We start from the raw sequence: 22,315 nt of genomic DNA on the forward strand, positions 1-22,315 counted from the left end.
TCCTCCGCCTTGCATCTGCACGCACCAAGCCCCGCTCGGGTCGGCCACGACGCACCGTCGGTCGCGGCCGACCTGATCCAAACGAGAGGCCCTAGTCGCCCGCTGGTCCGGAGCCCGCCGCACCGAGATCCAGCGCCTGCCGCTGGACTGCCTGGACCGCCACCCCGACGGCACCCCGCGGCTTCGCCTGTCCGGCCGCAAGACCTACAAGGAGCGCGTCGTCCCCCTGCACGAGGACGCCGCCGAGGCCCTGCAGAAGGTCATCCACCTGCGCAAAAGCGCACCGGAGCGGCCGTTCACCGACGAGCGGACCGGCGAGGAGATCCGCTACCTGTTCATGAGCCACGGCAAGCTGCTGTCGACGTACTACCTGTTCGAGACCCCGATCCAGACCGCCTGCAAGGCCGTTGCCCTTGTCCGCCCCGGCGGACGTGGCGGCACCGGCCGCGGCACCGTCTCGGCCCACCGGTTCCGTCACACCGTCGGCACCCAGCTCGCCGAACGCGGCGCGAAGCTCCACACCATCATGAAGGTCCTCGGGCACACCTCCGTGAACATGGCCCTCGTCTACGCGCAGATCAGTGACCAGGAAGTCCTGCGCGACTACCAGGCCGTGCTCGGCCCCGGCGCCACTATCGCCGGCCCGGCCGCCGACGAACTGCGCAACGGCACACTGCCGGACACCTCGGTCGACTGGCTCAAGACCAACTTCTTCAAGACCGAACTCGAACTCGGCCGCTGTCTCCGGCTCCCAGCCGAAGGCCCCTGCGAGTGTGACCTCTACCTGGCCTGCGCGAAGTTCGTCACCACACCCGAATACGCGCCACGCCTGCGAGCACGGCGCGAGGTCGAGCTGGCCCTCGCCCACAATGCGGCCGAACGCGGCTGGGACCGCGAGGTCGAACGCCACCGCTGCACCAGCGAACGCATCGAAAGACTCCTGACCGACCTCGGCCAGCCCCTCAACGCTGAAGCAGAGGGGACCGGCTCCAGTGCGTGATCAACCCGTGGCGGAGCTACCGGAGCGGTCCGCGCTCGTCTACATACACAGTGGGCTCCGACAAGAACACGTCGGCATCCACCGGGCCATAGGCGATGTTGAAGGTGTCCAGCCAGTACGACCAGTCCCGCACACCCGCCGCGCTGCTGAAACGGTAGTTCAGCTGCCAGCGGACCCACTGGCCGGAGGCAAGGCGCACGGCTGGGGGCCGTCGCGGCCGAGGCGGTATGCCGAACAGCGGCTCCACCCGGGGTTGGACCCGCAACCGACCGTCGGCTTCGCGCAGCTGGACGTCGACCTTGCGCAGGTCTTCCTGGCCGCCACGGGGCTCGAAGCCGTCTCGCTCATGCATGCGGACCACGTGGGCAAACGAGGGCGGCACATTCGGGACAGCGAAGCCAACCGGGGCCGCGTTCCTGCGGGCGGCGGCCTCTCCTCCCCGGGACTGCTTCGTCCAGGACGTCCGTATCCACTGGACGGTGATTTCCACGGTCCCACCCCTGCCACTCCACCGAAGACCTCACTCTATGCGGGCGGCTTCTCTGGCCGACACCGGCACCGCCAACGATCCGAGCGACACACCGAAGGAAGATCAACTTGAACTGTCCACATAAGCAGCGACATCGTCTTCGGTCTGCTCACCCTGGCCGGGTTCGCCTGCGTCCCGCAGTTGGTGGACCCGCCCGGCCGGAAGTTGTGGCGCATCGACCACACGGCCGACTGCGGTGCCTTCACCGACGCCGCCCGCGGCCGGGACGACCCGGTGCGCATCGAGCGGCACTGGGAGGACATCCTGCGGATCATCGGCTCTGTCCGCACCGGAGCCGTCCGCGCCCACGGCGTCATCCGGAGGCTCTCACGCGACGGACGCCCTGCCCCGCTCGGCGACGCGATCGCCCACCACGGGCGGATCGCGAAGACCCTGCACCTCCCGCGCCTCGCCGACGAGCCCGGCTACCGCCGCCAGATCACGGTGCAGGTCAACCTCCAGGAAGGCGGCCACGCTCCGGCCCGGAGGATCTTCCACTGGGTCCACCTTGGGCACGTCATAGCCCTTCATCATGTCGGTGTCAGCCGCCCCGAGCTGATCAGGTTCGTCGAGTGTTCCCATGCGCTGGTTGTTGCGGTGACGGGACGCGCCGGGGTGCCGGGTGGCGCTGGACGACCTCTGCGGGCCGGGTGTCGCTACGCTGGCCGGCGGGCTCCTGACCGCTCGTCATCGGCTCCCGCTCCTCCCTCCTCTGCTTGAACAACCCTGTCGGACGGCGTTGTCAGTGGCGCGCGGTAGCTTCGGGATCGCTCGAGATCATGGGGTGGGAGGGGTGAATTCGTGCGTGTCAGGCATGCGTTGAGCGTTGTCCTGGTCGACGTCAACGACGAGGTGGTGACGGCCTGGCGGTCCGCGTTCGCGGACACACCGGAGGTCGAGATCAGGCGGGGTTCCCTTCTGGACGTGGGCGCCGACGCCTGGGTCTCACCCACCAACGAGCGTGGCCGGATGGACGGTGGGGTCGACGCCGTCGTCAAGCGGTACCTCGGTGCGGGTATCCAGGTGCGGGTGCAACGGGCGATCCGTGACCGGTTCGGCGGACGGCTGCCGGTGGGCAGCGCGGTGTGCGTCCCGTCCGGGGCGGATGTGCCCCGGTACCTGATCTCGACGCCCACCATGCGCCAGTCGTCACAGAACGTCAGTGACACGATGAACGTGGCCCTGGCCTGCGCGGCCGCCTTCCAGGCGGTGCATCTACAGAACCGGGCGAGGCCGGGCAGCATCCGGTCGGTGGCCCTCGTCGGGATGGGCGCGCAGACCGGGCAGGTGCCCGCGAAGGTGTGCGCCAACCTGATGTGGACGGGCTACACCCTCTTCCACGACCACGGTTTCGCGGACTACGACGAGTTGCGGGCCGCTGTACTGAGGCAACTCGACGACATCGAGGGAGCGGGGTCCGCACGGCGGGTCCGGATCAACGTGCCGCAGCGGCCTTCCTTTCGTCATTGACCCGGAGGCCTCGCAGGCCAGTGCCGTCCAGGGCGCGGACACCGGTGACGACCTTGCCGCATCTGTTCAGCATGCCGGGGCGCCTGTGGAGGCGTCCGGCTCGAGTATCGGGAGTTCCATCCTCGTGAGTGATGTCGACGTGACGGCCGCGGACGACGTCGGTTCCCCGGCCGGAGATCCCCTGGGACTGGCCGACTTGTTCACCGGTGGCGGCGAGCCGTGGCTGCCGCTGCTCAAACCGGTGATCGAGGCGCAGCCGGGAGCCGCCGACTTCATCGGCCCGAAGCGCAGCCCTGAGGTCGTTCCGGTGCGCGAGCTGACGTTCCAGGCGTTGAAGCCGCATCCGCCGGAGAAGTGGAAGGTGGTCGTCTTCGGACAGAACCCCTATCCGCGAGCGGAGAGCGCGACCGGCATCGCGATGTTCGACAACACCTTCAACGACTGGAAGGACAGCCGGTTCGGCCGGGTCGTCAGCGTCCGCTGCCTCATCAAGGCGGCCGCGATGTGGAAGTACGGCATCGTCAAGAAGACCCCGATCGCCGACGTCCGCACCCTGCTGAAGAAGGAGGACACAGTTCAGCCGCCCGAGTGGTTCCAGGCGATGCTCACCCAGGGTGTGCTGCTGCTGAACGCGTCCCTCACGGCGAGCGCGGACGGGGCGATGGCGACCGATCGGCACACGTCGTTCTGGCGCCCCGTGGTCGAGCAGATCGTCGAGGAGATCCTCCGGGCGAAGCAGGCTGCGGTGGAGGAGGGCGACCGGGGGGTGGTGTTCGCCTGGTGGGGCGCGCACGCCCGCAGCCTGAAGAGGGTCGTCCAGCGGCTGGAGGAGAAGTACCCGGGGGTGCAGGTGCGTCACCTGGACCACGCCAATCCGGCCGCGCAGGGCGATCTGTTCTGCGAGGGCGACCACTTCGCCCAGGTGAACGACGCCCTGGCGGTGGTGGGGGCCGAGCCGGTCGACTGGCTGCCGCAGAAGGGCTGGGACCAGAGGACGGGCGGGGCCGGCGGGCCCAAGGACGATGGTGTCGCGCAGCGGATGGGGGCGTTCATCGCGTCCACGATGGAGTTGCACCAGCTGTATCTGGAGCGGCTCACCAGCGTCAAGGACGAGGGCCTTGTCCTGCCGCCCGTCACCGGGGTGTTCGACACGCCGCTGGTGGACTTCCGGAAGGCCGTCGAGCCGGTCTCGCGGGTGCTCGCGCACCTGGATCGACATATCGATCTGTCGAGCCGTTTCGGGGAGACGAAGGCCGCGGAGGCGGCGTCCGCGGGCGCGCTGTCCGGGGAGGCCGTGGCCGCTTTGTCGGCCGACGCGATCTCGGCCCTCTACCTGTACACGTGCGAGTCGGGCTTCTACCGCGAGATCAACGCCGTGCTGCGCTCGTCGGACCGCGAGCGCGTGGTGCCGTACCTGCCGTACCTGCGGTTGCTGTTCTCGGCGATGGAGGCGTTGCCGGCGCAGACGCGGCCGCTGTGGCGTGGTGTGGCGCTGGATCTGCGGTCCCAGTACCCGCTGGGGCGGACGGTGACGTGGTGGGGAGTGTCGTCGTGCACGTCCGAGCCGGGTGTGGCCCGCGCGTTCCTCGGCAGGCGTGGCCGGCGGACGCTGTTCGAGGTGACGCCTGCGCGGGCGGTGGGGATCCGGCAGTTCTCCGCGTTCACGGGTGAGGAGGAGTACATCCTCGCGCCGGGGACGCAGTTGAAGGTGACGGAGGTGAAGGCCGAGCGTGGGGGTCTGTGCACCGTGCGACTGACCGAGCTGGAGGGGGCCGGCCTGGTGTCATGACGTCTCCGGATCGGGCGTGCATGGCAAAACCCACGTCTGACGCCGGCCGACAGGGCATTCCCGTCCAGGGGCGGTTTTCTGATCAGTGGGTGGTGGGCCGGCCTGGGCTGATCGGTTCGGTGAATCGCTCCGGGTCTGTTGGAGGCTCGATTCCCTGAAAGAGATCGATTTCATGGCCCGTCCTTTCCCTTACTGGCTCCAAGAGGCCGGTTTACAACTTAATGTCCGGTCCACCGCTGGGCTCGGGCAGGAGGTGCTGTTCGGTCCTTTGTGCCGGAGAAGAGCGCGAGGCGGCCCGCCAGGGCTTCATCAGCAGCCCCGGCGGCGTCGCCGGTTCCCCGACTGGGCTGCACCCTTGACCTCAACCTTGGTTGAGGTGCAACACTCGGCGCATGGAGATCGCAAAGAGCAGCACCATTCTCTTCCGCAACACCATGCGCATCACGGACGGTCACCTCGACGGTTTTCGGCGCGCCATCACGCAGGCGGTGGTATTCGCTCAAGAACACGGCCCTCAGCTCATGGTCGAGGTCTTCATCGACGAGGAGCGGATGCTGGCGCACAGCTTCCAGCTCTACCGCGACTCCGATGCCATCCGCGCCCACTGGCGGCTCTCGGATCCGTACATTCGCGAGGTAATGGAGCACTGTACCGTGCAGCACTTCGAGGTATTCGGTGCACCGGACCGTGACATCGTGGCGGCTCTCAAGACCCCCGATGGCGAATCCTTCCCCTTCGTCGTCTCGCCGCGCCTCGCAGGCTTCAACCGTCTTGGGACGCCCGGCTTGCGTGGATCACACTCTTAGCCAGTTTCATAACCCTTTGAGTGGATATACCATCGCCTGATGGTGCGGCTGCGGGGCAGAATCTGCCGGTCCGCGCTTGTTGACCTGGTGCTGTGACCGGGTGGGTGAACGCAAGCCGTATCCGAGCGACTTATCGGACGAGCAGTGGTCGCTGATCGAGCCGGTGATCACCGCGTGGAAGGGCCGGCACCGCTCGGTCAGCGGCCACCAGGGCGCTTACGAGACGCGGGAGATCGTGAACGCGATCCTCTACCAGCGGTGCTCGACCACTCGCGTCACAAGCCTTGTCCGAGCCGTGGTGACCCTGCATCTGGCCGGCTCAGACCGATGACGGAAAAGGCTCGCTGATGAGACGAGACGAGGGCGCCGGACCACGGGGGCGGTGGCTCGGCCAGCCCGGCCGAGGGGTGACGTGCGGGTAGGGCAGACCTGGTCGGGCCCGCCCTACGCGCACGGTGGATGGTCAGTTGCTCGGCTGGGTCGTCCTGGGAAGGGGCCGGCCGAGTCGGTGGACGGTGGTGGTGGTGTCGGTGTTGGTGCGGTTGCCGTTTTTGTCGATGCCGAAGTGGCCGCTTGCGCCGGCGACGGCGTTGTTGCGCAGTGCGTACAGCTCGTTCCTCACGGCGTGGTGGTTGGGGGTGTCGGAGGGGTTGTGGGCGGCGGCGTTGTGCAGGGCGGTCGCGGCCGTGGTCACGGCGTCGTAGGCGACGATGCCCCAGTAACTGCTGGTCAGGTGGTCCGCGGGGAATTGCTGGCCGTGGTGGGGGGAGGTGAAGGCCTTGGCGAAGGCGTCGTACAGGCCGCGGCCGGGATTGTCGGGGGCGCGGAACTGGCTCGCCTTGGGAAAGGACGCGTACAGGACGGTGATCGGCGCGTCGGGGTCGTGGAGCGCCTCCGTCTTCGGGTCGAGGGCCGCCGCGTCCGACCCGGTGATCACCGTGATGGGCTGGGCGTGGCAGCTGCGCTTGGTCAGGGCGTCGAGGAAGTCGGGCAGGTACTTGACGCGGGCGGCGTAGTAGACGGTGTCGATGGTCTTGCTGGTGTTGCAGAAGTTCTGGCTGATGGTGGGCAGGATGGCGTCGGGTCCTCCGCGGGGGTCGAAGGCGAAGTCGGAGTGGTCGTCGAGGTGCTTCTTGAGGCCTTCGATGGTGCGAAAGCCCTTGTCGAGGGATTCGGTGTAGAGGTCCCTGGTGCCGTTCGGCGTCAGTGAGGTGCTGACCAGGGCCGCGGTGCGCCGGCCGGGCGGGAGTTCCTCGCTGATCGCGGTGAGCTGGTCGCTGTTGGACAGGGCGACCCGGGCGAGTCCGTTGATCGGCCCCTTGCCGTCGACCGCGCCGGTGGCGTCGAATCCGTCGGCTGTGATCAGGTCTCCGATCATGGGCAGCTCAGCCTCTTTGCTGAGCGTGCGGGCGGCGTCGACCGTCTCCTGCTGGCTCAGGCCCATACCGACCACCGCCACCAGACGGTCGCTGTCCCTGCGGGCCACCAGCTGGTCGACGGTGCGTTCCCAGTGCCGCTGGCTGCTGCCCATGCTGGCCACGAGCAGCCGGATCTTGGGCCTGCTGTCCTTCTTGTTCCCTTCCGCGACGGCGGTGTAGGCGCCCTCGAGCTCGGCGACGTACTGCCCCACGGTCAGGCTGTTGGCGTCCTTGGACGTCAGCGGCGTCAGGAACGCGAACGTCACATAGTCACCGCCGTCGACCACGTTCTGGTTCTCCGCGCCGATGGCGGCCATGACGGGCTCCAGATCACTGCCGAAGACGGTCGCGCCGTCGCTGCCGTCGGTGACACCCGTGCACTCCCCGTCGGCTTGTGTCACCAGGCTGGGATTGCTGGTGCCGCAATGCTCCTTCTTGAACTGCTCCTGGTCTCGTTCATGCAGCTGCCACACCACCAGACCGACGGTGAGGGCAAGCGCAGTGCCGACTGCCAGACCCGCGCGCAGCCGCCCGCGGCCACCGACCGCGGGGAGCGTCCACCGCCTGCCGCGCCTGGCGGACGGCTCGGAGTTCAAGGTTTCCCAGCACCTCAACCACGGTCTCTGCTCTTCTGCGGTCAGCCCGCAGCCGTGCAGGTACTTGCTCACGAACTCCCGGCTGGGCAGGGCGTCCATCCTCAGCACCGTCGAGATGTTGCTGGTCGACAACCCGCCGTCCCTCGCCAATGTCGCGAGGCTCTTGCCTTGGCGCAGCTGACTCAGCGCGTCGCGGAACTCCTTCTGATTGCGTACGGCCAGCGGGTCGGGCCCCGTTTTGGTCTCGCCCGCCGAGCCGCGTCGGTCCTCCGGCTGCGTCATCACATGCCTCCCGCGCAGGTGGCAGCCGGGTGCCGGCCGCCCAGCCAGGGGCTGATCTGCGCGGTGGCGGTTCCGGCCGCCATGACCAGCCCGAGGACGTCACATACGGGCTGGCCGCTCGACACGAGGACGACCACGACCAGCAGGACCACCGTCAGGACGATGATCCGCTGGACGGGCGTGAGGGACGCGCCGCACAGTGCTTGCTCCGATGACGCCGCCTGCCGGCGCCGTGATCGCCTGATACGTCGTGACACAGTTGTTTCCCCCTCCTGGGCGCGGCGAAGATCGCCGAATACGAATCGCAGCACGGTTACCGGCCGTGATGCGGACATCACCCAGTCTTGCCTGGGCCGGGAGGGAGGAAAACCCTTAAACGCGTTTGGGATCAGCCCGAACAAACGCCGCTCAGCAAAGCGCATTTTCCGCTCGGATACCACGGCGTGTTGGCACGTCCTGACGGCTCATCCGCTGACGACCGGATCGTCCGGGCCGGGAGACGGCCCGTAAAGCAGGCGTCCACGCCACTACCGGATCCCGCGATTCAGGCTCTGACCAGGCTGTTTTCAGTTCAGAACGCATCCGAACGTGTCCCGAACGCGGAAGATCTTGCCTCATGAGCGGGACGATGGTGAGCTGAACAAGCGGAACCCCCGCCCTCGAAGTACGGCCGTTCCTTCCCTTCCTGGGCGCGGCAGGGCATCAGCGGGGGAAGAGGGGATTCCTGTTACCGGCTGGGATCCCCTCACCGCGCACTCACCTCCACGGCGAACACAACTATTCCGGATCTGAAATCGAAAACCGCCGTTCGCCCCTGCCCATACGGAAAAGGCCCATCGGCAGCCGACGAATCGCTCTCGGGACGGACTGTGCCGGGACGGCCGACGAGGGCCCGGCCAAGCATGCGGCCGCAGGACGTCGACGCCGGCGATATCGATGCCCTGACTGGCTTGGTGCGGATACGTCGGGAATCCAGCGACTTGTTGGACATTGAAGCCCTGGCTCGGCAGGCCGCCGACACCGGTGCCCTGACCAGCCGGGCGCAGGCACGAGAGCAGGCGGGGGACCTAAAAGGCGCCGAAACACTTTACGAGCGCGCCGCCGATGCCGGTGACCCCTCTGCCCTGACCATGCTGGCGCGGATACGGGAGCAGGCCGGGGACCGGGAAGGCGCCGAGACTCTTTACCGAGAGGCTGCCGACGCCGGCGATTCCTCACTTGGTACTGGCGGAAGACAGTGGCCGTATGGGTTGGATCCGGACGGTTCGCATACTCCTCCCTGGCACTGAGCAGGGCGCTGCCGACCCTGCGCTGGCATCGCTGCAGTGGCCGGACGACATCCTCGAACAGTTCCTCTTCGACCACGGAGACAACGCCGCCTTCGTGTACGACTACGGCAGCATCGGCCTTGCGCCTGCCGAAAAGCTCATCCGCCCAGTTCAGACGGCATATCGATACTCGTGGAGGAGGCCGCCGAGTCGTTGGCGTCGTCGTATGTCGAGGTGGATGGTCTGTTCCGGATCGCTGATCGGCCTCGGCAAGGGGCGTAGCGGGCGGGCGTTGGCGATGCCTTGACGGGGCCGGTGGGAGTGGTAGAAGTCTTCGAACTCGCGTAGCGCGTGGAGCAGGGGTCGCTGGTTCCAGATCAGGGTGCGGTCCAGCAGTTCGCATCGGCAGGTCTGCACCCACCGTTCCCTGATCGGGTTCATGCGCGGCATCCGTACTGCGCTGAGTACTGCCTCGATCCCTGCATTGTTGAGGAGGGTGTCGAACAGGGCGGGAAACTTCCCGTCCCGGTCCCGGATCAGGAACCTCATCCGGCAGCCGGCGTCTTCGAGGTCCATGACGAGATTCTTCGCGACGTGCGTCACCCAGGATGCGGTGGGGTGCGCAGTGGCGCCGAGGATCCGGATCCGGCGGCTGGCGTGCTCGATCACCGCGAACACGTACAGGCGCGCCCCGGACAGTGTGACCGTCTCCAGGAAGTCGCACGCCGGCAGGGCGTGGGCCTGGGAGCGCAGGAAGTCCGCCCACGTGCTGGAAGCGCGGTCCGGTGCCGGGCCTGTCCCGGCCTCCTGGAGGATCTCCCAGACGGTGGAGGCGGCCACCTTGATTCCAAGAGCGAGGAGTTCGCCGTGGATGCGGCGATACCCCAACCAGGATTTTCCCGCGCAAGCCGCAACACCACGAGCCGGATGGGGCGCACGGTCCGCGGCCTTCCCGAGCGCTTCGGCCGGGAAGCGGCAGCGTGGCGGCGCGCGACCAGATCGCGGCGCCGGCGAAGCACCGTATCTGGACGCACCAGCAACCTCACCCTGCGCAGTACCTCCGACGGCAGCCGGTGCAGCAACGCCGCCAGGAACGCTCGATCGCCCGGGATGAACCGCACCCCGTCTTTGCCGAGTTGACGCTGAAGCACCGTGATCTGATAGCGCAGGGCGAGGATCTCCGCGTCCTTGTCCCGGTCGCTCATCGGTAACAGGCGGACCATGGCGAACGCTTGGGTCATGGTCAGGTAAGCCAGTCGCAGCAGCATGACCGGCCATCATGTCGATACAACCACCAGGCACGCGAGAGCACCCCCCTCGAGCACCCTGCGCACCGCCTTTCACCGGGGCGGACGAGGTTTTCGGCAGGGGCAGTGTCCGGCTCGGCCGGACCTTGACGGCGGTGCCCGACTCCTGCCGCTCCCGACTGCGTGACGACGTGGTCGCCGTACCAGCCGTGGACCGCAGGAGACCACCGTCATCGTCCGACCTGTGCACAGTTGCTCACAAGCTGTCGCCGATCTCGTCCGAACGGCGCTCCGTCCTCGACCGTTCGGAGCGGCTACCGTCTCGGCCCCACCAGGGCGTAGGTCGTGGTGCCGGCGACCGTGAGGACGAGGGCCGTCCAGGTGCCCGCCGCCGTGCCGGGCGGGAGCAGCATCCAGGTCGCCACCTGCATCGGCACGCTCGTGGCGGGTGGGGCGAAGAACGAGAACGCGAGCCAGGCGAACGGCAGCGTCCACCCGAACTGCCCGCCCGAGAGTGCCGTGCCCAGGGCGGCCAGCCCCATCAGGCCCGCGCTGTCCCGGACGACGAACGCAGTCGTGGCCATGTCCTCGCCCACCGCTTGCACGGCCAGCACCACCGTGGCGACGATCCCGCTGCTGAGTAGCACGTGCGCCGCCCTGCGGGGCGCCCAGCGGATCGCGGCCGTCCGGTCCAGCGCGAGATCCTGCCCGCTGAGCCCGGCCGATACCGCCATCGCCGCCGCGGCGAGGACGAGCACGGGCGGCCGCGGGTCCCACGGCTCTCCGCCGCCGTCTTGGGCAAGCGCCCACACCGTCATCGCGCTGATCACCACCGCGGCGAGTGACGCGGGCACCTGCCGGGAGCGTGCGTACAGCATCAGCCACCTCACCGGGACTCACCGCCCTTCAGCACGTCGAACGCGTCACCCTCGCAAGAGAACGCGGCGGCGCGCATCGCATTGATCCGCGCACGCTGTCCCTCCCGCGAAAGCGCCTCGAGTTCCCTCCACACCGGGCGGGCCTTGGCATCGGCCTCACGACGCAGGCTTGCCGGCCCTGCGCCAGGAAGCGACTTGAGGTCCCCGAGGACCCAGCCCACCGCGACGGTCCGCGCGAAATGGTCCCCTCCGAAGCCGCTCCAGCCGACGGGGACACATCCCGGCACCATGCCCTTGGCGATCAGGGCCCAGGTCAGCTCCTCGCCCTCCGCGGCGGCGATGACGTCCTCGTCGAAGTCGAAGAGCACGCTCTTTTGGGACCACCGCGGCGTGGAGCCCTCCGGCAGTACGGCAGTGTTCTCCCGGATCGAGACCGGTGCATGGTCACCCAGGGCTTCATGCAGCAGGCGCAGCGCCTCCTTACCGGGCCCCGCCAGTCCGGCGAGCCGTCCCTGGTGCGTCTTCGTCACGCACACCGGGCCGTCACACACCGGCTCCGCGGCGGCCTCGTCGACGACGTACATCCGGCGCGGGTCGGAAGGGAGGACGAGCAGGGCGATCACCGCGCCTGCCAACAGTGGCGTCAGGGCGATCAGCCGGGTGCGCGAGGTGGTGGCGGTCAGCAGTCCGAAGCCGGTCGCGGCCAGGCCGAGCAGCCAAATCGTCTGCCCGACGTGCACGGACGCGGAGAGCGTGACCAGTACGTCCCGCACCTCCTGTACCGCCGGTGACAGCAGCGAGACCCGGTTGGGTTCCGTGACCGGAATGCCCGACGCCGTGTACGTCTGCGTCCGGCCCAATGACATGTGCATCAGAGCCGAGAACACGAAGGCTCCCATGGCCAGCGCGGGAGGGGTGAGCGTGGACGGCAGGGCGCGACCGGCCCCCATGCCCAGCACCGCCCCCGCGGCGAGGGAGAGGGCTCCCACCAGTGAGATCGGCAGCCACCCGAGGTGTGTGTACTCGGTATGGGCGAGCACCTGGACCGCGCCGACGAGGACGAGGAGCGCGAAGGCCGACGCCAGTGTGACCGCCGTCATGCCGGCCATCGTGGCCGCGCGGTGCCAGGTGGGCCGCGGCGTGCTCGCCAGCAGCTCGGACATCCTCGAGCGGTGGTCGCGCAGACCCTGCAGGGCCCCGAGTCCCACGGCCAGCGGCCACAGGTAGAACAGCAGGCCGCGGATGGTCAGGGCCAGGGACGTCCACTGGGCCGTCCACGCCGTGGTGCCCCTCCACCACTCGCCATCCACCAGGTACAGGAACGCCAGTGCGCTCGTCAGGACCAGGGCGCCGGCCCAGGGGGCGACGGAGCGCTTCAGCTCGGTGCGCAGGATGCGTGCGTTCACCAGGCGCCCCTTCCCCGCTCGGGACCCTGGAGCAGGGCCGAGTAGCCGCGCTCCAGCGGGCTGTCGCCCACGTGCTCGGGACCGCCTGCGGCGGCCAGCTCGCCCGGGGTGCCCTGGAAGACCAGTCGGCCCTCGGTGAGGAGCACCACGTCGGTGCAGGCGGCGGCCACGTCCTCCACCAGGTGGGTGGAGACGAGCACACAGGTGTCCGCGCCCAGCCCCTGCAACAGCTCGCGGAAACGCAGCCGCTGCGCCGGGTCCAGACCGACCGTCGGCTCGTCCAGCAGCAGGATCGACGGGTCGTTGACGATGGCCTGGGCGATGCCGACCCGCCGCACCATGCCGCCCGACAGGGCCTTCATCCGCTCGTCGGCACGGTCCGCCAGACCCACCCGCTCCACGGCGCGCTGCACCGCTGCGGGGATCTCCGCCTTGGGCACCTCCTTCAGCCACGCCATGTACTCGACGAACTCGCGCACGGTGAACCGTTTGTAGTAGCCGAACTCCTGCGGCAGGTAGCCGATCCGGCGGCGCAGCGCACGGTGCTCACCCATGCCGCCCACGGACTCGCCGAGCAGTTCCAGGGTCCCCCCGGCGGGGTGCAGTACGGTGGCCAGCGCCCGGATGAGGGTAGTCTTGCCCGCCCCGTTGGGGCCGAGCAGGCCGTGTACACCGGTACCCAGTGACAGGTCGAGACCGTCGACGGCCATCCGTCTCCTGCCGGCCCTCACCTTCAGCCCTGTGGCCTGGATCTGCCAGGCGTAGGCCGTCGGCACGAGGTCAGCCGCGTTCATCGCGGGCATCATGCATGTCCTTTCCGATGGTCTTCTCCGGTGGCTTGTGGTCGTCGTTTCCGGCTGGCCTTCCGGCCGTCAACGATGGGCACCGAGCACGGAGTACGCGCCCCTGCGGACGACCAGGACACCGATGCCAAGTGCGAGAACCAGCCCCCATACAGGCAGACCACCCGTCTGGAGAGCGAAGGTCGTACGGCTGGCGGCCAGCGTCGGCGCCACGATGACGGCGGCCCACACGGCCACCAGCGTGATGGCGGCGCGCGTCACGCCGATGACACCGCCGAGCGCCAGGGCCGTCGAGGTGAAAGCCAGACAGGGCAGCAGCCACTGCACGGCCGTCATCCAGGCGACCCCCGCCACATATCCACCCAGGAGCAACGCGGGAACGACCACAGCGAGCACGGACGCGGTGCGCCGCAGCACCAAGTACAACCCCGCCTTCGGTACAGAGGCCGTCAGCTCGTACGCCGGGTCCAGACCGCGCGACCAGGATGCCGCAACGCCGAACACGGGCAGGACCGGGGCGAACAGCAGGACCAGTGACACCTCGCCAGAGCCGGTGCCGACCAGGTCGAGCAGGAGCGCGAGCGGTGTCACGCTCATGACCATGGTCAGCCACGGCACCATCGTGGGCGTCAGCCACCTCGCCAGTCGCGTCGATCGGCGCCGTCGGTGCGGCATCCTGGTCACGGCGGCCAACTGGGGTCCGAGGTCGGACCACACGGTGTCGACCAGCGTCACCACGGCCGGTGTCCGCGCCGCGACGGCGGCCGACAGCCGGTCCCGGCACACCCGGCACGTCTCCAGATGGGACTCCAGAGCCCACACCTCGTCGGCGGCGAGGTTCATATCGCCGCGCGCATACCCGTCGATGATCCGCATCGACGCGTGTTCCACGCTCATGCCAGCGCCTTCCGCATCGCAATCCGGGCCCGACGGGCACGGGTCTTGACCGTGCCCTCGGGCACCCCGAGCAGCACCGAGGTCTCCCGGACAGTCAACCCGTCGAGCACCATGGCCTGCAGAACCTGTCTGAGCTCCGGCGCGAGGCGCCGCAGCGCGTCCCCGACGTCACCCCCGACACTCGCCGCAAGCGCCTCCTCCTCGGCAGCAGGCGCCAAGGGGCACGAGGCGGCAGCGGGCGGCGGCTCCGCGTGGTGGGCCCTGCGCCGGAACGCATCGACGAGCCGACGAGCCGCAATCGTCCACAGCCAGCCCACAGCCGTCCCCCCGACCGCCGCCCCGGCGAACGCACCCGCCGCGCGCCACACCGCCAAATACGTCTCCTGCATCACCTCGGCGACAATCTGCTCGTCCGCACAGCGCCGCCGCAGCCGCACCGCCAGCCACGGCGACGTACGCCGGTACAGCTCCTCGAACGCGGCACGGTCACCCTTGGCCACCAGCCGGACGAGACCTTCCTCGTCCAGCTCGCCCGGTGCCTTTCTGGCTGATCTCACACCCACAAGACGTCGCACACGGTCGGCGGGTTTTGCATCCGCTGTGACTCCCGCCACATGTGAAGTGTCATGGAAGCCTGGACCGGAGGCAGTAGTTCGTGCTCGACCGGCGGCCGTTGTGTCTATCCGGGACTGACGAACGGCAAGGCCGGACGGCATCCAATCTGCAACCTGACCCCGGCGGGCAGAAAGCTCTGGCTGACGGCAACGAACTGCCTCCCCAACCGAAGGCCGGCACCGGCGCGAAAGCGGTGAAAGACGGGTTCGGTCCGCACGACGTCGCAGTGACGGACATGGTTCCGCCTTCAGAGGCCGCAAGCACCTCACCGACTGGCAGGTCGAGGTCAACCACGCCAACAAGGAGACCGGCCTCAGCTTCAACCCGACGCCGTCCTCACATGGCCGACCCAAACCAGCGAGGTCCGCCTCTTCGAGCTCGACAACGACACCGTGTCCCAAGCCCGCCTCGCAGTGAGGTCCGGGACTACGAGCGCTACGCCGGGCACCGCGTCTGGGAAGGCGCCTGCGGCACGATCGGCGGCACGTTCCCCTTCCGGCAGCGCCACCGCTACACCCGCTCCCAGACCTTCCCCCGCCTGCACGTCGTCCTGGCGAGCAAGGAGGAACACCTGCTCGACAACCGCCTCCCAGTGCTCGCCGACGACGTGAAGGGCATCGTGTACCGCTCGGAAAGTCATCGCTGCAGGTGCGTACCCATGTCCTGGAGCGTCGGTAGCGGCTGGGAGGCTGTCATGGTGATCGTCTCGCTGCTGTACAGGGTGACCCGGAAACTGCTGGCCGTCCCCGGCGTACTGCTGCGCCGCGACACCACGAAGGAAGCCGAACCGCTCGTGCTGCGGCACGAGAACACGGGCCTGCGCCGCCAACTCGCAGGACCGGTGCGCCACGAGCCGGCCGACCGGTTCTGGTTTGCTGCCCTGTCCTCGCTGATACCGCGCCGTTGCCGGGCGCAGGTCTTCCCGGTCCAGCCCGGCGCCGTCCTGGCCTGGCACCGCAGGCTGCTCGCGAAGAAGTGGGACTCTTCCAAGCGCCGCGGCCGCACCGGCCGGCCCCCGCCCCGGCCGCGCCGAAGAAGCTCGTCCCGCGCCTGGCCGAGGGGAATCCGAGGTGGGGCCATCGCCGGATCCAGGGCGAGCCGGCCCGGCCGGGGCACCCGATCTCACCGGCCACCGTCTGGCAGATCCTCAACGCTGCGGGCGTCGACCCGGCCCCACGCCGCCCCGGCCCCGGCCGGCGCGCGTTCCTCACTGCCCAGGCCGAGGGGATCATTGCCGCGGACTTCTTCCACCTCGACACCGTCCTGGGCAAGCGCCTGCATGTGCCGGCGTTCCTCGAGCACGGCACCCGGGGCCTGCACCTGACCGGCGTCACCGCCCACCCGACCGGCCAGTGGGCGGTGCAGCAGGCGCGCAACCCCGCCGCTGACTTCGACACACGGATGGAGTCCCTGCGTTTCACGCTGCCGTCCGGGGCGTAGTCCGCGTCCATGATCCGCTGCACGAGCACGACCGCCTCCGCGCGGCTCATCCCCCCAGCACTCATCAGGCCCCTCCGCCGAGCCACCCTAACGAGATCCTTGATCGCCCGGACAGCTCCTAGTGGAGGAGCACGCCAGCCTACCTACTCCTTCTCGCCGGTCTCCTTCCACAAATCGTGGATGCGCTCCCCGATGAGGCGATTGAGTTCCTGGGACGCTGCTCTGTCCGGGCGTCGGGTCGCGGACGTCGGTTCAGGACGCGTCGACCATGGTTCGGCCGTCAGTGACGACGGAGGCGGCGAGGGCGTTTGCGTAGTTGGACTGCACGCGGGACCGTTCGGTGGCGTTGGGGACGGCGCTGGTGCAGGCGGTTCCGGCGCTGGAGCCGGACATCAGCTGGGAGCAGGGGCCGGGCTTGGTGTCTGGCAGGCCGAGGCTATGCCCCAGTTCGTGGGCGGCGATCCGGGTCTTGTTGTATCCGTCGTTCACGGCCTGGCTGCCGAGTTCGACGCGGACCTGGCGGCCGGGGCGGACGGGGCCGAGGGTGGCCTGGGGCCAGCCCGACGTCGCGACGATCACGATTTCGGCGGCGCCACCGGGGGCTGCTTCCACGAGTTTCACGTTGGTGACGCTGGCGTTCCACGAGGCGACTCCGGCCGCAACGGCGGCTTCCCAGCCCGCGGCACGGCTGTCGTCGTAGCGGAGGGTCACCACCGCCGCCCGGGCGTCGGGCTGCTCGGCGGGGGCGGCGGACGCGGTGCCCGCCGAGGCGAGGACGAGCGCCGTCGCGGACATGCCTGCCTTGATCCATGTGGTGAGGGGCATTGCTGCTCCTGTTCCGTGGGGAGTCCGGCCCCGGCGGGGCCGGGTGTACGGAGGAGCAGCTGAGCTGTCCGGTGGGGCCGGACGCGCCGTCGACCGCCCCTCCGGGCTCATGTGAGGATACGCCGAGGCACCTTGATCAGTCATGTACCTGCCATGTCGGTTTTCCGTCACATTCTGCGGCGAGGGTTGGACTAGGGTCCGTCTTCAAACGGATCTTGCCCAGAGCAAGAGTGACGCGAGACTGACCGCTGCCTCGTAGGAGGTGGCGGTCTTGTCGTACCTGGTCGCGATGCCGCGGAAGCCCTTGAGCCGGTTGAAGCAGCGTTCGACGAGGTTGCGCCGGCGGTAGGCCTCCCGGTCTCGTGGTGTCTGGCTCGCTGCTTGTTGCGGGAGCCGGGTGGGCGTCCTGGGCCGGATCGGGACGGTTTTGGTGCGGCTGTCGGACGGGCAGCCGCCGCGCGGACGTTGCGAAACCCTCGCCTCACCCGGGCGGGGGTGAGGCGGCGAGGTTCGGTGTGACGTTCCCAGGGCCGGCGCAGGTCCTCCGTCAGGGGCCGAGCGAGGCGGAGTTGGGTGTGGGCGGCGATGACGAGCCAGGTCCACAGGTCGGCGGTGTCTGCGTGGCGGGTCTTCGGGGCGGTCCAGCCGAGGGTCTGTTTCATGAGTCGGAAGGTGTGTTCCAGGTCGAATCTGCGCAGGAATGACTGCCACCAGCGGTCGATGTCCACAGATGTGGCGCTGTGTGCCGAGGACCACAGCCAGACGGGTTTGGGGTTGCGGTCGCCCGGCAGGTGCTCGACCTTCAGCCGGATCAATGTGCCGTGGAGGATGGGCAGTTCTTCGTGGGCGTGCTCCAGCCGGGGGCCGCGGTGGGTGAGTCTGGGGTGCATCCGGTCCCAGGCCGTCGCCTCGGCGGTGCCGTAGCGGGTGGTGTCGGTGGAGGTAGTGACGTCGGGGGTGTGCCAGGTGTCGGGTTCGGCAAGGGCGAGGACGCCGCCCTGTCGGCGGGGGCGCCCGCCGCGCGGTCCGGAGCGGGTGGGGCCGGCAGCGCGGAGCATGACGCGGTCCGAACGCAGACGTCCGACCGCACCACCGGGAGGTCCGCCAGGGCGTGGGTGAGGTAGGCGGTGTCGTAGCCGGAGTCCATGACGATCAGGACCTCGGCATCGCCCGGCCGCCAGTACCCGGCCGCAATCAACCGGGCTGCCACGTCGCGGAGTTGGCGGGCTGTGACCTGAGTGGCGTCATCCGCCGGACCCAGGCGGACCGCATCCAGGAGTGCGACCCAGGAAGTGCGGCCCGTTTCCAGGGCGGCGACGAAGGAGTACGGCCAGCCCGGCACGAACTGATCCGTCTTGCGGTCACCGCGTCCGTGGACGTGACAGAACAACCGCTGATCACTGGTCGGCGCATCGGGCCGGAGCCAGTGCGACACATCCACAGCGAGCACGATCCGTCCGTCGGCCGCCCTCGGCAGCGGCAGGCCGGCCAGCACGCGGCGCAACCGCGCCGGCTCCAGCCAGCCCCGGTCCAGCGCGGCGTACAGTGCTCCGTGCCCGCGCCGGTGCTCGACTGCCAGGGACAGCTCGACCAGCGTCTTCACCGGCCCGTCCGTGCACAGCACCGCGTCGGTGAGCTCGAAGAGCGCATCTGCCCGCTGGTAAAGACACTCATAAAACTCGGCCCGAAAGCGGGACAACAGGTCCAACGCCTCGCTTCCGGGCACATCGACGGACAGACTCATGTGCAGCGGCCGTTCTCCCGTTCTTCGTGACTCGACATCTCGAAGCGTGGAGAACGGCCGCCTCCGCTGTCCTGGGAAGAACCGCAGGTCAGCAGGACGAGTGACGGGCGATGTTAAACGCCAAGCTCAGCGGCGGCGAGCGAACAGCTCACAGATGTTCCCTTCGACATCGAAGCCGGGGCCGCCATCCATGGGCCGTCTTCACAGGGGCTGGGCCTCATCGTGCTGGGCGCATCCGGTGCGGCGCGATGGCGCGCACCACGGTGCGTGGTGCGACGTCGTCAGCACGGCCGACGGTAGGGCACTTTGCTCAGATAGCGCCGCCACCGCTCGTGGGTCAAGGGTCGGCCCGCGTAGCTGCACGCGTGGGCGATGGCCCGGCCGAAGTCGGCCGACAGGGTATGGGCGGTCCCGTCGAAGACACCGGTGACCACCTGCTTGCCGTCCGGAGTGAACCTGACGCCCAATACCGCTGTGGTGAATCCCGTGAGCACGGCCTCTCGCCGGGGCCGTCCGTCTGGCGGCACTCGCCAGATCCGGGCAGTACGGTCGTCACTACCCGCCGTCAGCAGGCGGCCGTCGGGGCTGAAACCCACACTGCCGACCACGTCGGTGGGCCCGTCAAGCGCGGCGAGCAGCACCGGTTGGCGCGTCCCCGCGACACGCCACAGTTTCACTGGCCGGTCCCCGCCGCCGGACGTGGCGAGGACGCCGGTGCGCGGGTTGAAGGCAACGGAGAGAGCGGTCGTGCTGTGCGCCTGCCAGTCCGCACGCTCGACGGGGTGGTCCGGAGAGGTGGTGTCCCAGAGGATGACGCGCTCGTCGCCGCCCCCCCCGCGCTGGCCAGCAGCCGTCCGTCCGCACTGAAGGCCACGGACCGAACCTCGTCCCGATAGTTGAGCGGAACCATCGCCTCTCGGGCGAGGACCCAGGCGTGCAGCTGGTCGTCGCCGGATTCGATGGCGACTCTGGCGGCGGTGGCGAACCAGGCGCGGGACTCCCGGCGGCTGCCCAGGTCGTGTAAGACGATTGCGGTCATCCCGGCCATCTGTCCGGCCGTGTGACACAACCGCGTCCGGACCGGTGCGGGCTGCGGGACGGTGAGCAGCGGGCGCAGGGCCGTGAAGTCGCCGACCAGGTCGGCCAGGTTCTGAGGAGCGTCGGGGGAGAGGGTCTGGACGATGTCGGTCCGGGCGGCGGTGAGCGCGGTGAGGGCCGGAGCGGTGAGGCCGGCGGCCAGCGCGCCGCGCAGCAGGTTGCGGCGCTTCATCGGATCATCGTCTCCATGGTGGGATTCCGTGCTGTGGGCGGCGGTGTCCTCCCAAACACCTCACGTTGCTATGCCGTCAAGGTCAGGGGGTGAGCCCTCCGTTCATGGCGCGGAGGTGGAGCCGCTGGTGCCACTCGTTGGCGTCCGGTCCTGGGTCGATGGTCAGGACGGGGTTGGGGCCGGTCTCGATGAGGTGCAGGAGCGTCCAGGCGACGCCGTAGCAGTCGTCCGGGCCGAAGCAGGTGACCAGCGCTTTCGCTTCCTCTCCGGTGACCGGCTTCAGGATCGCGTTGAGCTGCTGGACGCGCCGGTCGATCTCTTCTTCGCTCGTGTCCCAATCGGGGAGCGGGCCGTCGGCGACGAACGTCTGCACTTCAGGTCTCATGAGCGAATGATCGGTTGCCATCCTCACCTCAGGCAAGGAATCTTCGCAGTTCAGGCCGCTGCCGCCTCGGCGAGCGAAGGTGTCGGGAACGCGGGAGGACAAGGCGTCGGGGAAGTTGTGGGACGGCGCCCTCGATGCCCAGCACGCCTTCGGCGACCTTGACGGCCACCGGCCCGCCCATCGGCGGCTCCGGTCGGATGCGAGAGCCGGGTGCCGGGGGCGTTACCGGTCTCCGTGTCTTCGGTTGGATCGCCGCCGTGGTCGGTCAGACTGAGTGCCCCTGCGACCGCAGCCAGCGGTGCACGGTGTCCTTATCCGCCGGTGTGATGCGGACGTCGCTTTCGACGTGCGGGCCCTCGTCCTCGTTGAACGCCGTGTTCGTGACGCGTGCGGTGACCCACGTGGCCAGGTCTTGTGCAGCCGGTTCAGGGAGGGAGCCTTGTTCCCAGCCGGCACGGGCCTCGCCGGCGGCGTCATGGTCGTGATGTTCGGTCTCGGCCAGCCACGCCCTCACCAGCCGCTCCACCGTCCCGCGCTGCTGGTCGCCGATCTGCTGCCTGTCGTTGTCGTCCATGCCGTCCCGAGTGCCCGCTCTCGCTGCCGCCTCCCCTGTGCACTTCGGATGTTCCCTGGCGAGGCGTACCGCCCTGTCACTGGGTCCCTGGCCACTGGGTCCCTGGCACCAGACACGCAGCGCGTCGGCTGCCTCCCAGGGCGACGCTACCGAGGGTGCGGTACCGGTGACGGTTACCGGTCGGGGTGGACGGCTTGGACGCCGGTGCCGGCGTAGGTTTTCGGGGTCAGGGTGAGCAGGTACCGTCCGCCGGGGGGTGAGGTTCCCCCGAGATGCTGGGGATGATGACAGCGGGTCATATGGGACTCACCGAGAGGAGCCCTGCTGATGCCTGCCCCGAGGAAGTACCCGCTGGAGTTGCGTGAGCGTGCGGTGCGGATGTACCGCGCGTCGGAGCCCGAGCCCGTGATCCGCTGCATGGCCGAGGAGCTCGGCGTGTACCACGAGGCCCTGCGCGGCTGGATCCGCCAGGCCGAGGCCGACGCCGGCGAACGCGACGACCTGCTCACCAGCGACGAACGCGCGGAGCTCGCCGCGCTGCGCAAGGAGAACGCCCAGCTCAAGCGGTCCAACGAGACCCTGCGGACGGCCTCGGCTTTCTTCGCGGCACAGCTCGACCCGACCCGGCCCAGGTGACCGCGCTCTTCGACGAGCACGACCGCCTGGAGGTCGAGCCCACCCTCCGGGAACTCCGCATTCCCTCCTCGACCTACTACCGATGGCGCCGGGCGAAGAGACCGCCGTGCGAACGGCGCCGCCGGGACACCGAGCTGACCCGGCAGATCCAGCAGATCCACGCCGACTCTGCCGGAATCTACGGCTCTCCCCGCGTCCATGCCGTCCTCAAACGGCAGGACGTTCACGTCGGCCGGAAAAGAGTCGAGCGGCTCATGCGCGAAGCCGGCCTCGCCGGGATTAGCCCGCGCCGGCACGGCAAGGGCTTCATCCGCCGCGACCCCGACGCCGACCCAGCCCTCGACCTGGTCAGGCGCAACTTCACCGCCGACGCGCCGAACCGGCTGTGGGTCACCGACCTGACCATGATCACGACCCTCGAGGGACCCCTGTGACTG

At 69.1% G+C, this 22,315-nt stretch carries 20 protein-coding genes and 6 pseudogenes; 10 read left to right on the forward strand and 16 right to left on the reverse strand.

The window, feature by feature from the left end:
- Positions 1-109: 109 nt before the first annotated feature.
- Positions 110-1,000: pseudogene (locus ABTY20_RS26780) on the forward strand (tyrosine-type recombinase/integrase); the annotation flags it as partial.
- A 16-nt stretch (positions 1,001-1,016) separates the two neighbouring features.
- On the opposite strand, the gene ABTY20_RS26785 reads toward ABTY20_RS26780, so the two are convergent.
- On the reverse strand, positions 1,017-1,490 hold the full coding sequence (locus ABTY20_RS26785; RefSeq protein WP_351999615.1) for a hypothetical protein: 474 nt from the start codon (positions 1,488-1,490) through the stop codon (positions 1,017-1,019).
- Between the two features lie 126 nt (positions 1,491-1,616).
- Here ABTY20_RS26785 and ABTY20_RS26790 point away from each other — a divergent pair.
- The 5 genes and pseudogenes from ABTY20_RS26790 to ABTY20_RS26810 all read left to right on the forward strand — a co-directional run.
- Positions 1,617-2,027, forward strand: a pseudogene (locus ABTY20_RS26790) (Tn3 family transposase); the annotation flags it as partial.
- A 303-nt stretch (positions 2,028-2,330) separates the two neighbouring features.
- On the forward strand, positions 2,331-2,999 hold the full coding sequence (locus ABTY20_RS26795; protein ID WP_351999616.1) for a macro domain-containing protein: 669 nt from the start codon (positions 2,331-2,333) through the stop codon (positions 2,997-2,999).
- A gap of 124 nt (positions 3,000-3,123) precedes the next feature.
- Positions 3,124-4,788 carry an ADP-ribosyltransferase domain-containing protein gene (locus tag ABTY20_RS26800; protein WP_351999617.1) on the forward strand — a complete coding sequence of 555 codons (1,665 nt, stop codon included), beginning with the start codon at positions 3,124-3,126 and terminating at the stop codon, positions 4,786-4,788.
- Positions 4,789-5,180: 392 nt separating this feature from the next.
- A complete protein-coding gene (locus ABTY20_RS26805) occupies positions 5,181-5,594 on the forward strand; it encodes a hypothetical protein (protein WP_351999618.1) in 414 nt (137 codons plus the stop codon).
- Between the two features lie 100 nt (positions 5,595-5,694).
- Positions 5,695-5,850: pseudogene (locus ABTY20_RS26810) on the forward strand (transposase); the annotation flags it as partial.
- A 207-nt stretch (positions 5,851-6,057) separates the two neighbouring features.
- On the opposite strand, the gene ABTY20_RS26815 reads toward ABTY20_RS26810, so the two are convergent.
- Positions 6,058-7,890, reverse strand: coding sequence for a helix-turn-helix domain-containing protein (locus ABTY20_RS26815; RefSeq protein WP_351999619.1), 1,833 nt, complete (start codon positions 7,888-7,890; stop codon positions 6,058-6,060).
- Positions 7,890-8,147: a hypothetical protein gene (locus ABTY20_RS26820; RefSeq protein WP_351999620.1), complete on the reverse strand. Its 258-nt coding sequence runs from the start codon at positions 8,145-8,147 to the stop codon at positions 7,890-7,892. Before ABTY20_RS26820 ends, ABTY20_RS26815 begins: the two co-directional genes overlap by 1 nt.
- A gap of 645 nt (positions 8,148-8,792) precedes the next feature.
- On the opposite strand from ABTY20_RS26820, the gene ABTY20_RS26825 reads away from it, so the two are divergent.
- Positions 8,793-9,179, forward strand: coding sequence for a tetratricopeptide repeat protein (locus ABTY20_RS26825; protein WP_351999621.1), 387 nt, complete (start codon positions 8,793-8,795; stop codon positions 9,177-9,179).
- A 150-nt stretch (positions 9,180-9,329) separates the two neighbouring features.
- On the opposite strand, the pseudogene ABTY20_RS26830 reads toward ABTY20_RS26825, so the two are convergent.
- The 6 genes and pseudogenes from ABTY20_RS26830 to ABTY20_RS26855 form a co-directional block, all read right to left on the reverse strand.
- A pseudogene (locus ABTY20_RS26830) lies at positions 9,330-10,426 on the reverse strand (transposase family protein).
- 293 nt (positions 10,427-10,719) lie between these two features.
- Positions 10,720-11,295: a hypothetical protein gene (locus ABTY20_RS26835; protein ID WP_351999622.1), complete on the reverse strand. Its 576-nt coding sequence runs from the start codon at positions 11,293-11,295 to the stop codon at positions 10,720-10,722.
- Positions 11,292-12,689 carry a hypothetical protein gene (locus ABTY20_RS26840; RefSeq protein WP_351999623.1) on the reverse strand — a complete coding sequence of 466 codons (1,398 nt, stop codon included), beginning with the start codon at positions 12,687-12,689 and terminating at the stop codon, positions 11,292-11,294. The genes ABTY20_RS26835 and ABTY20_RS26840 overlap by 4 nt, the downstream gene beginning before the upstream one ends.
- Positions 12,686-13,495: an ABC transporter ATP-binding protein gene (locus ABTY20_RS26845; protein ID WP_351999624.1), complete on the reverse strand. Its 810-nt coding sequence runs from the start codon at positions 13,493-13,495 to the stop codon at positions 12,686-12,688. The genes ABTY20_RS26840 and ABTY20_RS26845 overlap by 4 nt, the downstream gene beginning before the upstream one ends.
- A 66-nt stretch (positions 13,496-13,561) precedes the next feature.
- Positions 13,562-14,389 carry a zf-HC2 domain-containing protein gene (locus tag ABTY20_RS26850; RefSeq protein ID WP_351999625.1) on the reverse strand — a complete coding sequence of 276 codons (828 nt, stop codon included), beginning with the start codon at positions 14,387-14,389 and terminating at the stop codon, positions 13,562-13,564.
- Positions 14,386-14,946, reverse strand: a complete 561-nt coding sequence (locus ABTY20_RS26855; protein WP_351999626.1) for an RNA polymerase sigma factor — start codon at positions 14,944-14,946, stop codon at positions 14,386-14,388. The genes ABTY20_RS26850 and ABTY20_RS26855 overlap by 4 nt, the downstream gene beginning before the upstream one ends.
- A gap of 755 nt (positions 14,947-15,701) precedes the next feature.
- Between ABTY20_RS26855 and ABTY20_RS26860 the strand changes: the two are divergent.
- Positions 15,702-16,429 (forward strand): annotated as a pseudogene (locus ABTY20_RS26860) (helix-turn-helix domain-containing protein); the annotation flags it as partial.
- Between the two features lie 267 nt (positions 16,430-16,696).
- Here the strand turns inward: ABTY20_RS26860 and ABTY20_RS26865 are convergent.
- The 7 genes and pseudogenes from ABTY20_RS26865 to ABTY20_RS26895 form a co-directional block, all read right to left on the reverse strand.
- Positions 16,697-17,269 (reverse strand): snapalysin family zinc-dependent metalloprotease, encoded by a 573-nt coding sequence (locus tag ABTY20_RS26865; RefSeq protein WP_351999627.1) that lies wholly within the window; start codon positions 17,267-17,269, stop codon positions 16,697-16,699.
- A 204-nt stretch (positions 17,270-17,473) separates the two neighbouring features.
- Positions 17,474-17,629, reverse strand: a pseudogene (locus ABTY20_RS26870) (IS5/IS1182 family transposase); the annotation flags it as partial.
- Between the two features lie 451 nt (positions 17,630-18,080).
- On the reverse strand, positions 18,081-19,013 hold the full coding sequence (locus ABTY20_RS26875) for a transposase (RefSeq protein WP_351999628.1): 933 nt from the start codon (positions 19,011-19,013) through the stop codon (positions 18,081-18,083).
- A gap of 281 nt (positions 19,014-19,294) precedes the next feature.
- The gene (locus tag ABTY20_RS26880; RefSeq protein ID WP_351999629.1) at positions 19,295-19,654 is read right to left on the reverse strand and encodes a WD40 repeat domain-containing protein; all 360 of its coding nucleotides are present in this window, start codon (positions 19,652-19,654) and stop codon (positions 19,295-19,297) included.
- 32 nt (positions 19,655-19,686) lie between these two features.
- The gene (locus tag ABTY20_RS26885) at positions 19,687-20,283 is read right to left on the reverse strand and encodes a hypothetical protein (RefSeq protein ID WP_351999630.1); all 597 of its coding nucleotides are present in this window, start codon (positions 20,281-20,283) and stop codon (positions 19,687-19,689) included.
- A gap of 82 nt (positions 20,284-20,365) precedes the next feature.
- A complete protein-coding gene (locus tag ABTY20_RS26890; RefSeq protein WP_351999631.1) occupies positions 20,366-20,668 on the reverse strand; it encodes a hypothetical protein in 303 nt (100 codons plus the stop codon).
- Between the two features lie 265 nt (positions 20,669-20,933).
- Positions 20,934-21,242, reverse strand: coding sequence for a hypothetical protein (locus tag ABTY20_RS26895; RefSeq protein WP_351999632.1), 309 nt, complete (start codon positions 21,240-21,242; stop codon positions 20,934-20,936).
- Positions 21,243-21,569: 327 nt separating this feature from the next.
- On the opposite strand from ABTY20_RS26895, the gene ABTY20_RS26900 reads away from it, so the two are divergent.
- Both ABTY20_RS26900 and ABTY20_RS26905 read left to right on the forward strand, forming a co-directional pair.
- Positions 21,570-21,878: a transposase gene (locus ABTY20_RS26900; RefSeq protein WP_351999633.1), complete on the forward strand. Its 309-nt coding sequence runs from the start codon at positions 21,570-21,572 to the stop codon at positions 21,876-21,878.
- The gene (locus ABTY20_RS26905) at positions 21,875-22,312 is read left to right on the forward strand and encodes an IS3 family transposase (protein ID WP_351999634.1); all 438 of its coding nucleotides are present in this window, start codon (positions 21,875-21,877) and stop codon (positions 22,310-22,312) included. The genes ABTY20_RS26900 and ABTY20_RS26905 overlap by 4 nt, the downstream gene beginning before the upstream one ends.
- Positions 22,313-22,315 lie beyond the last annotated feature (3 nt).

Source organism: Streptomyces sp. NPDC126497, assembly GCF_040302425.1.
Taxonomy (GTDB): domain Bacteria; phylum Actinomycetota; class Actinomycetes; order Streptomycetales; family Streptomycetaceae; genus Streptomyces.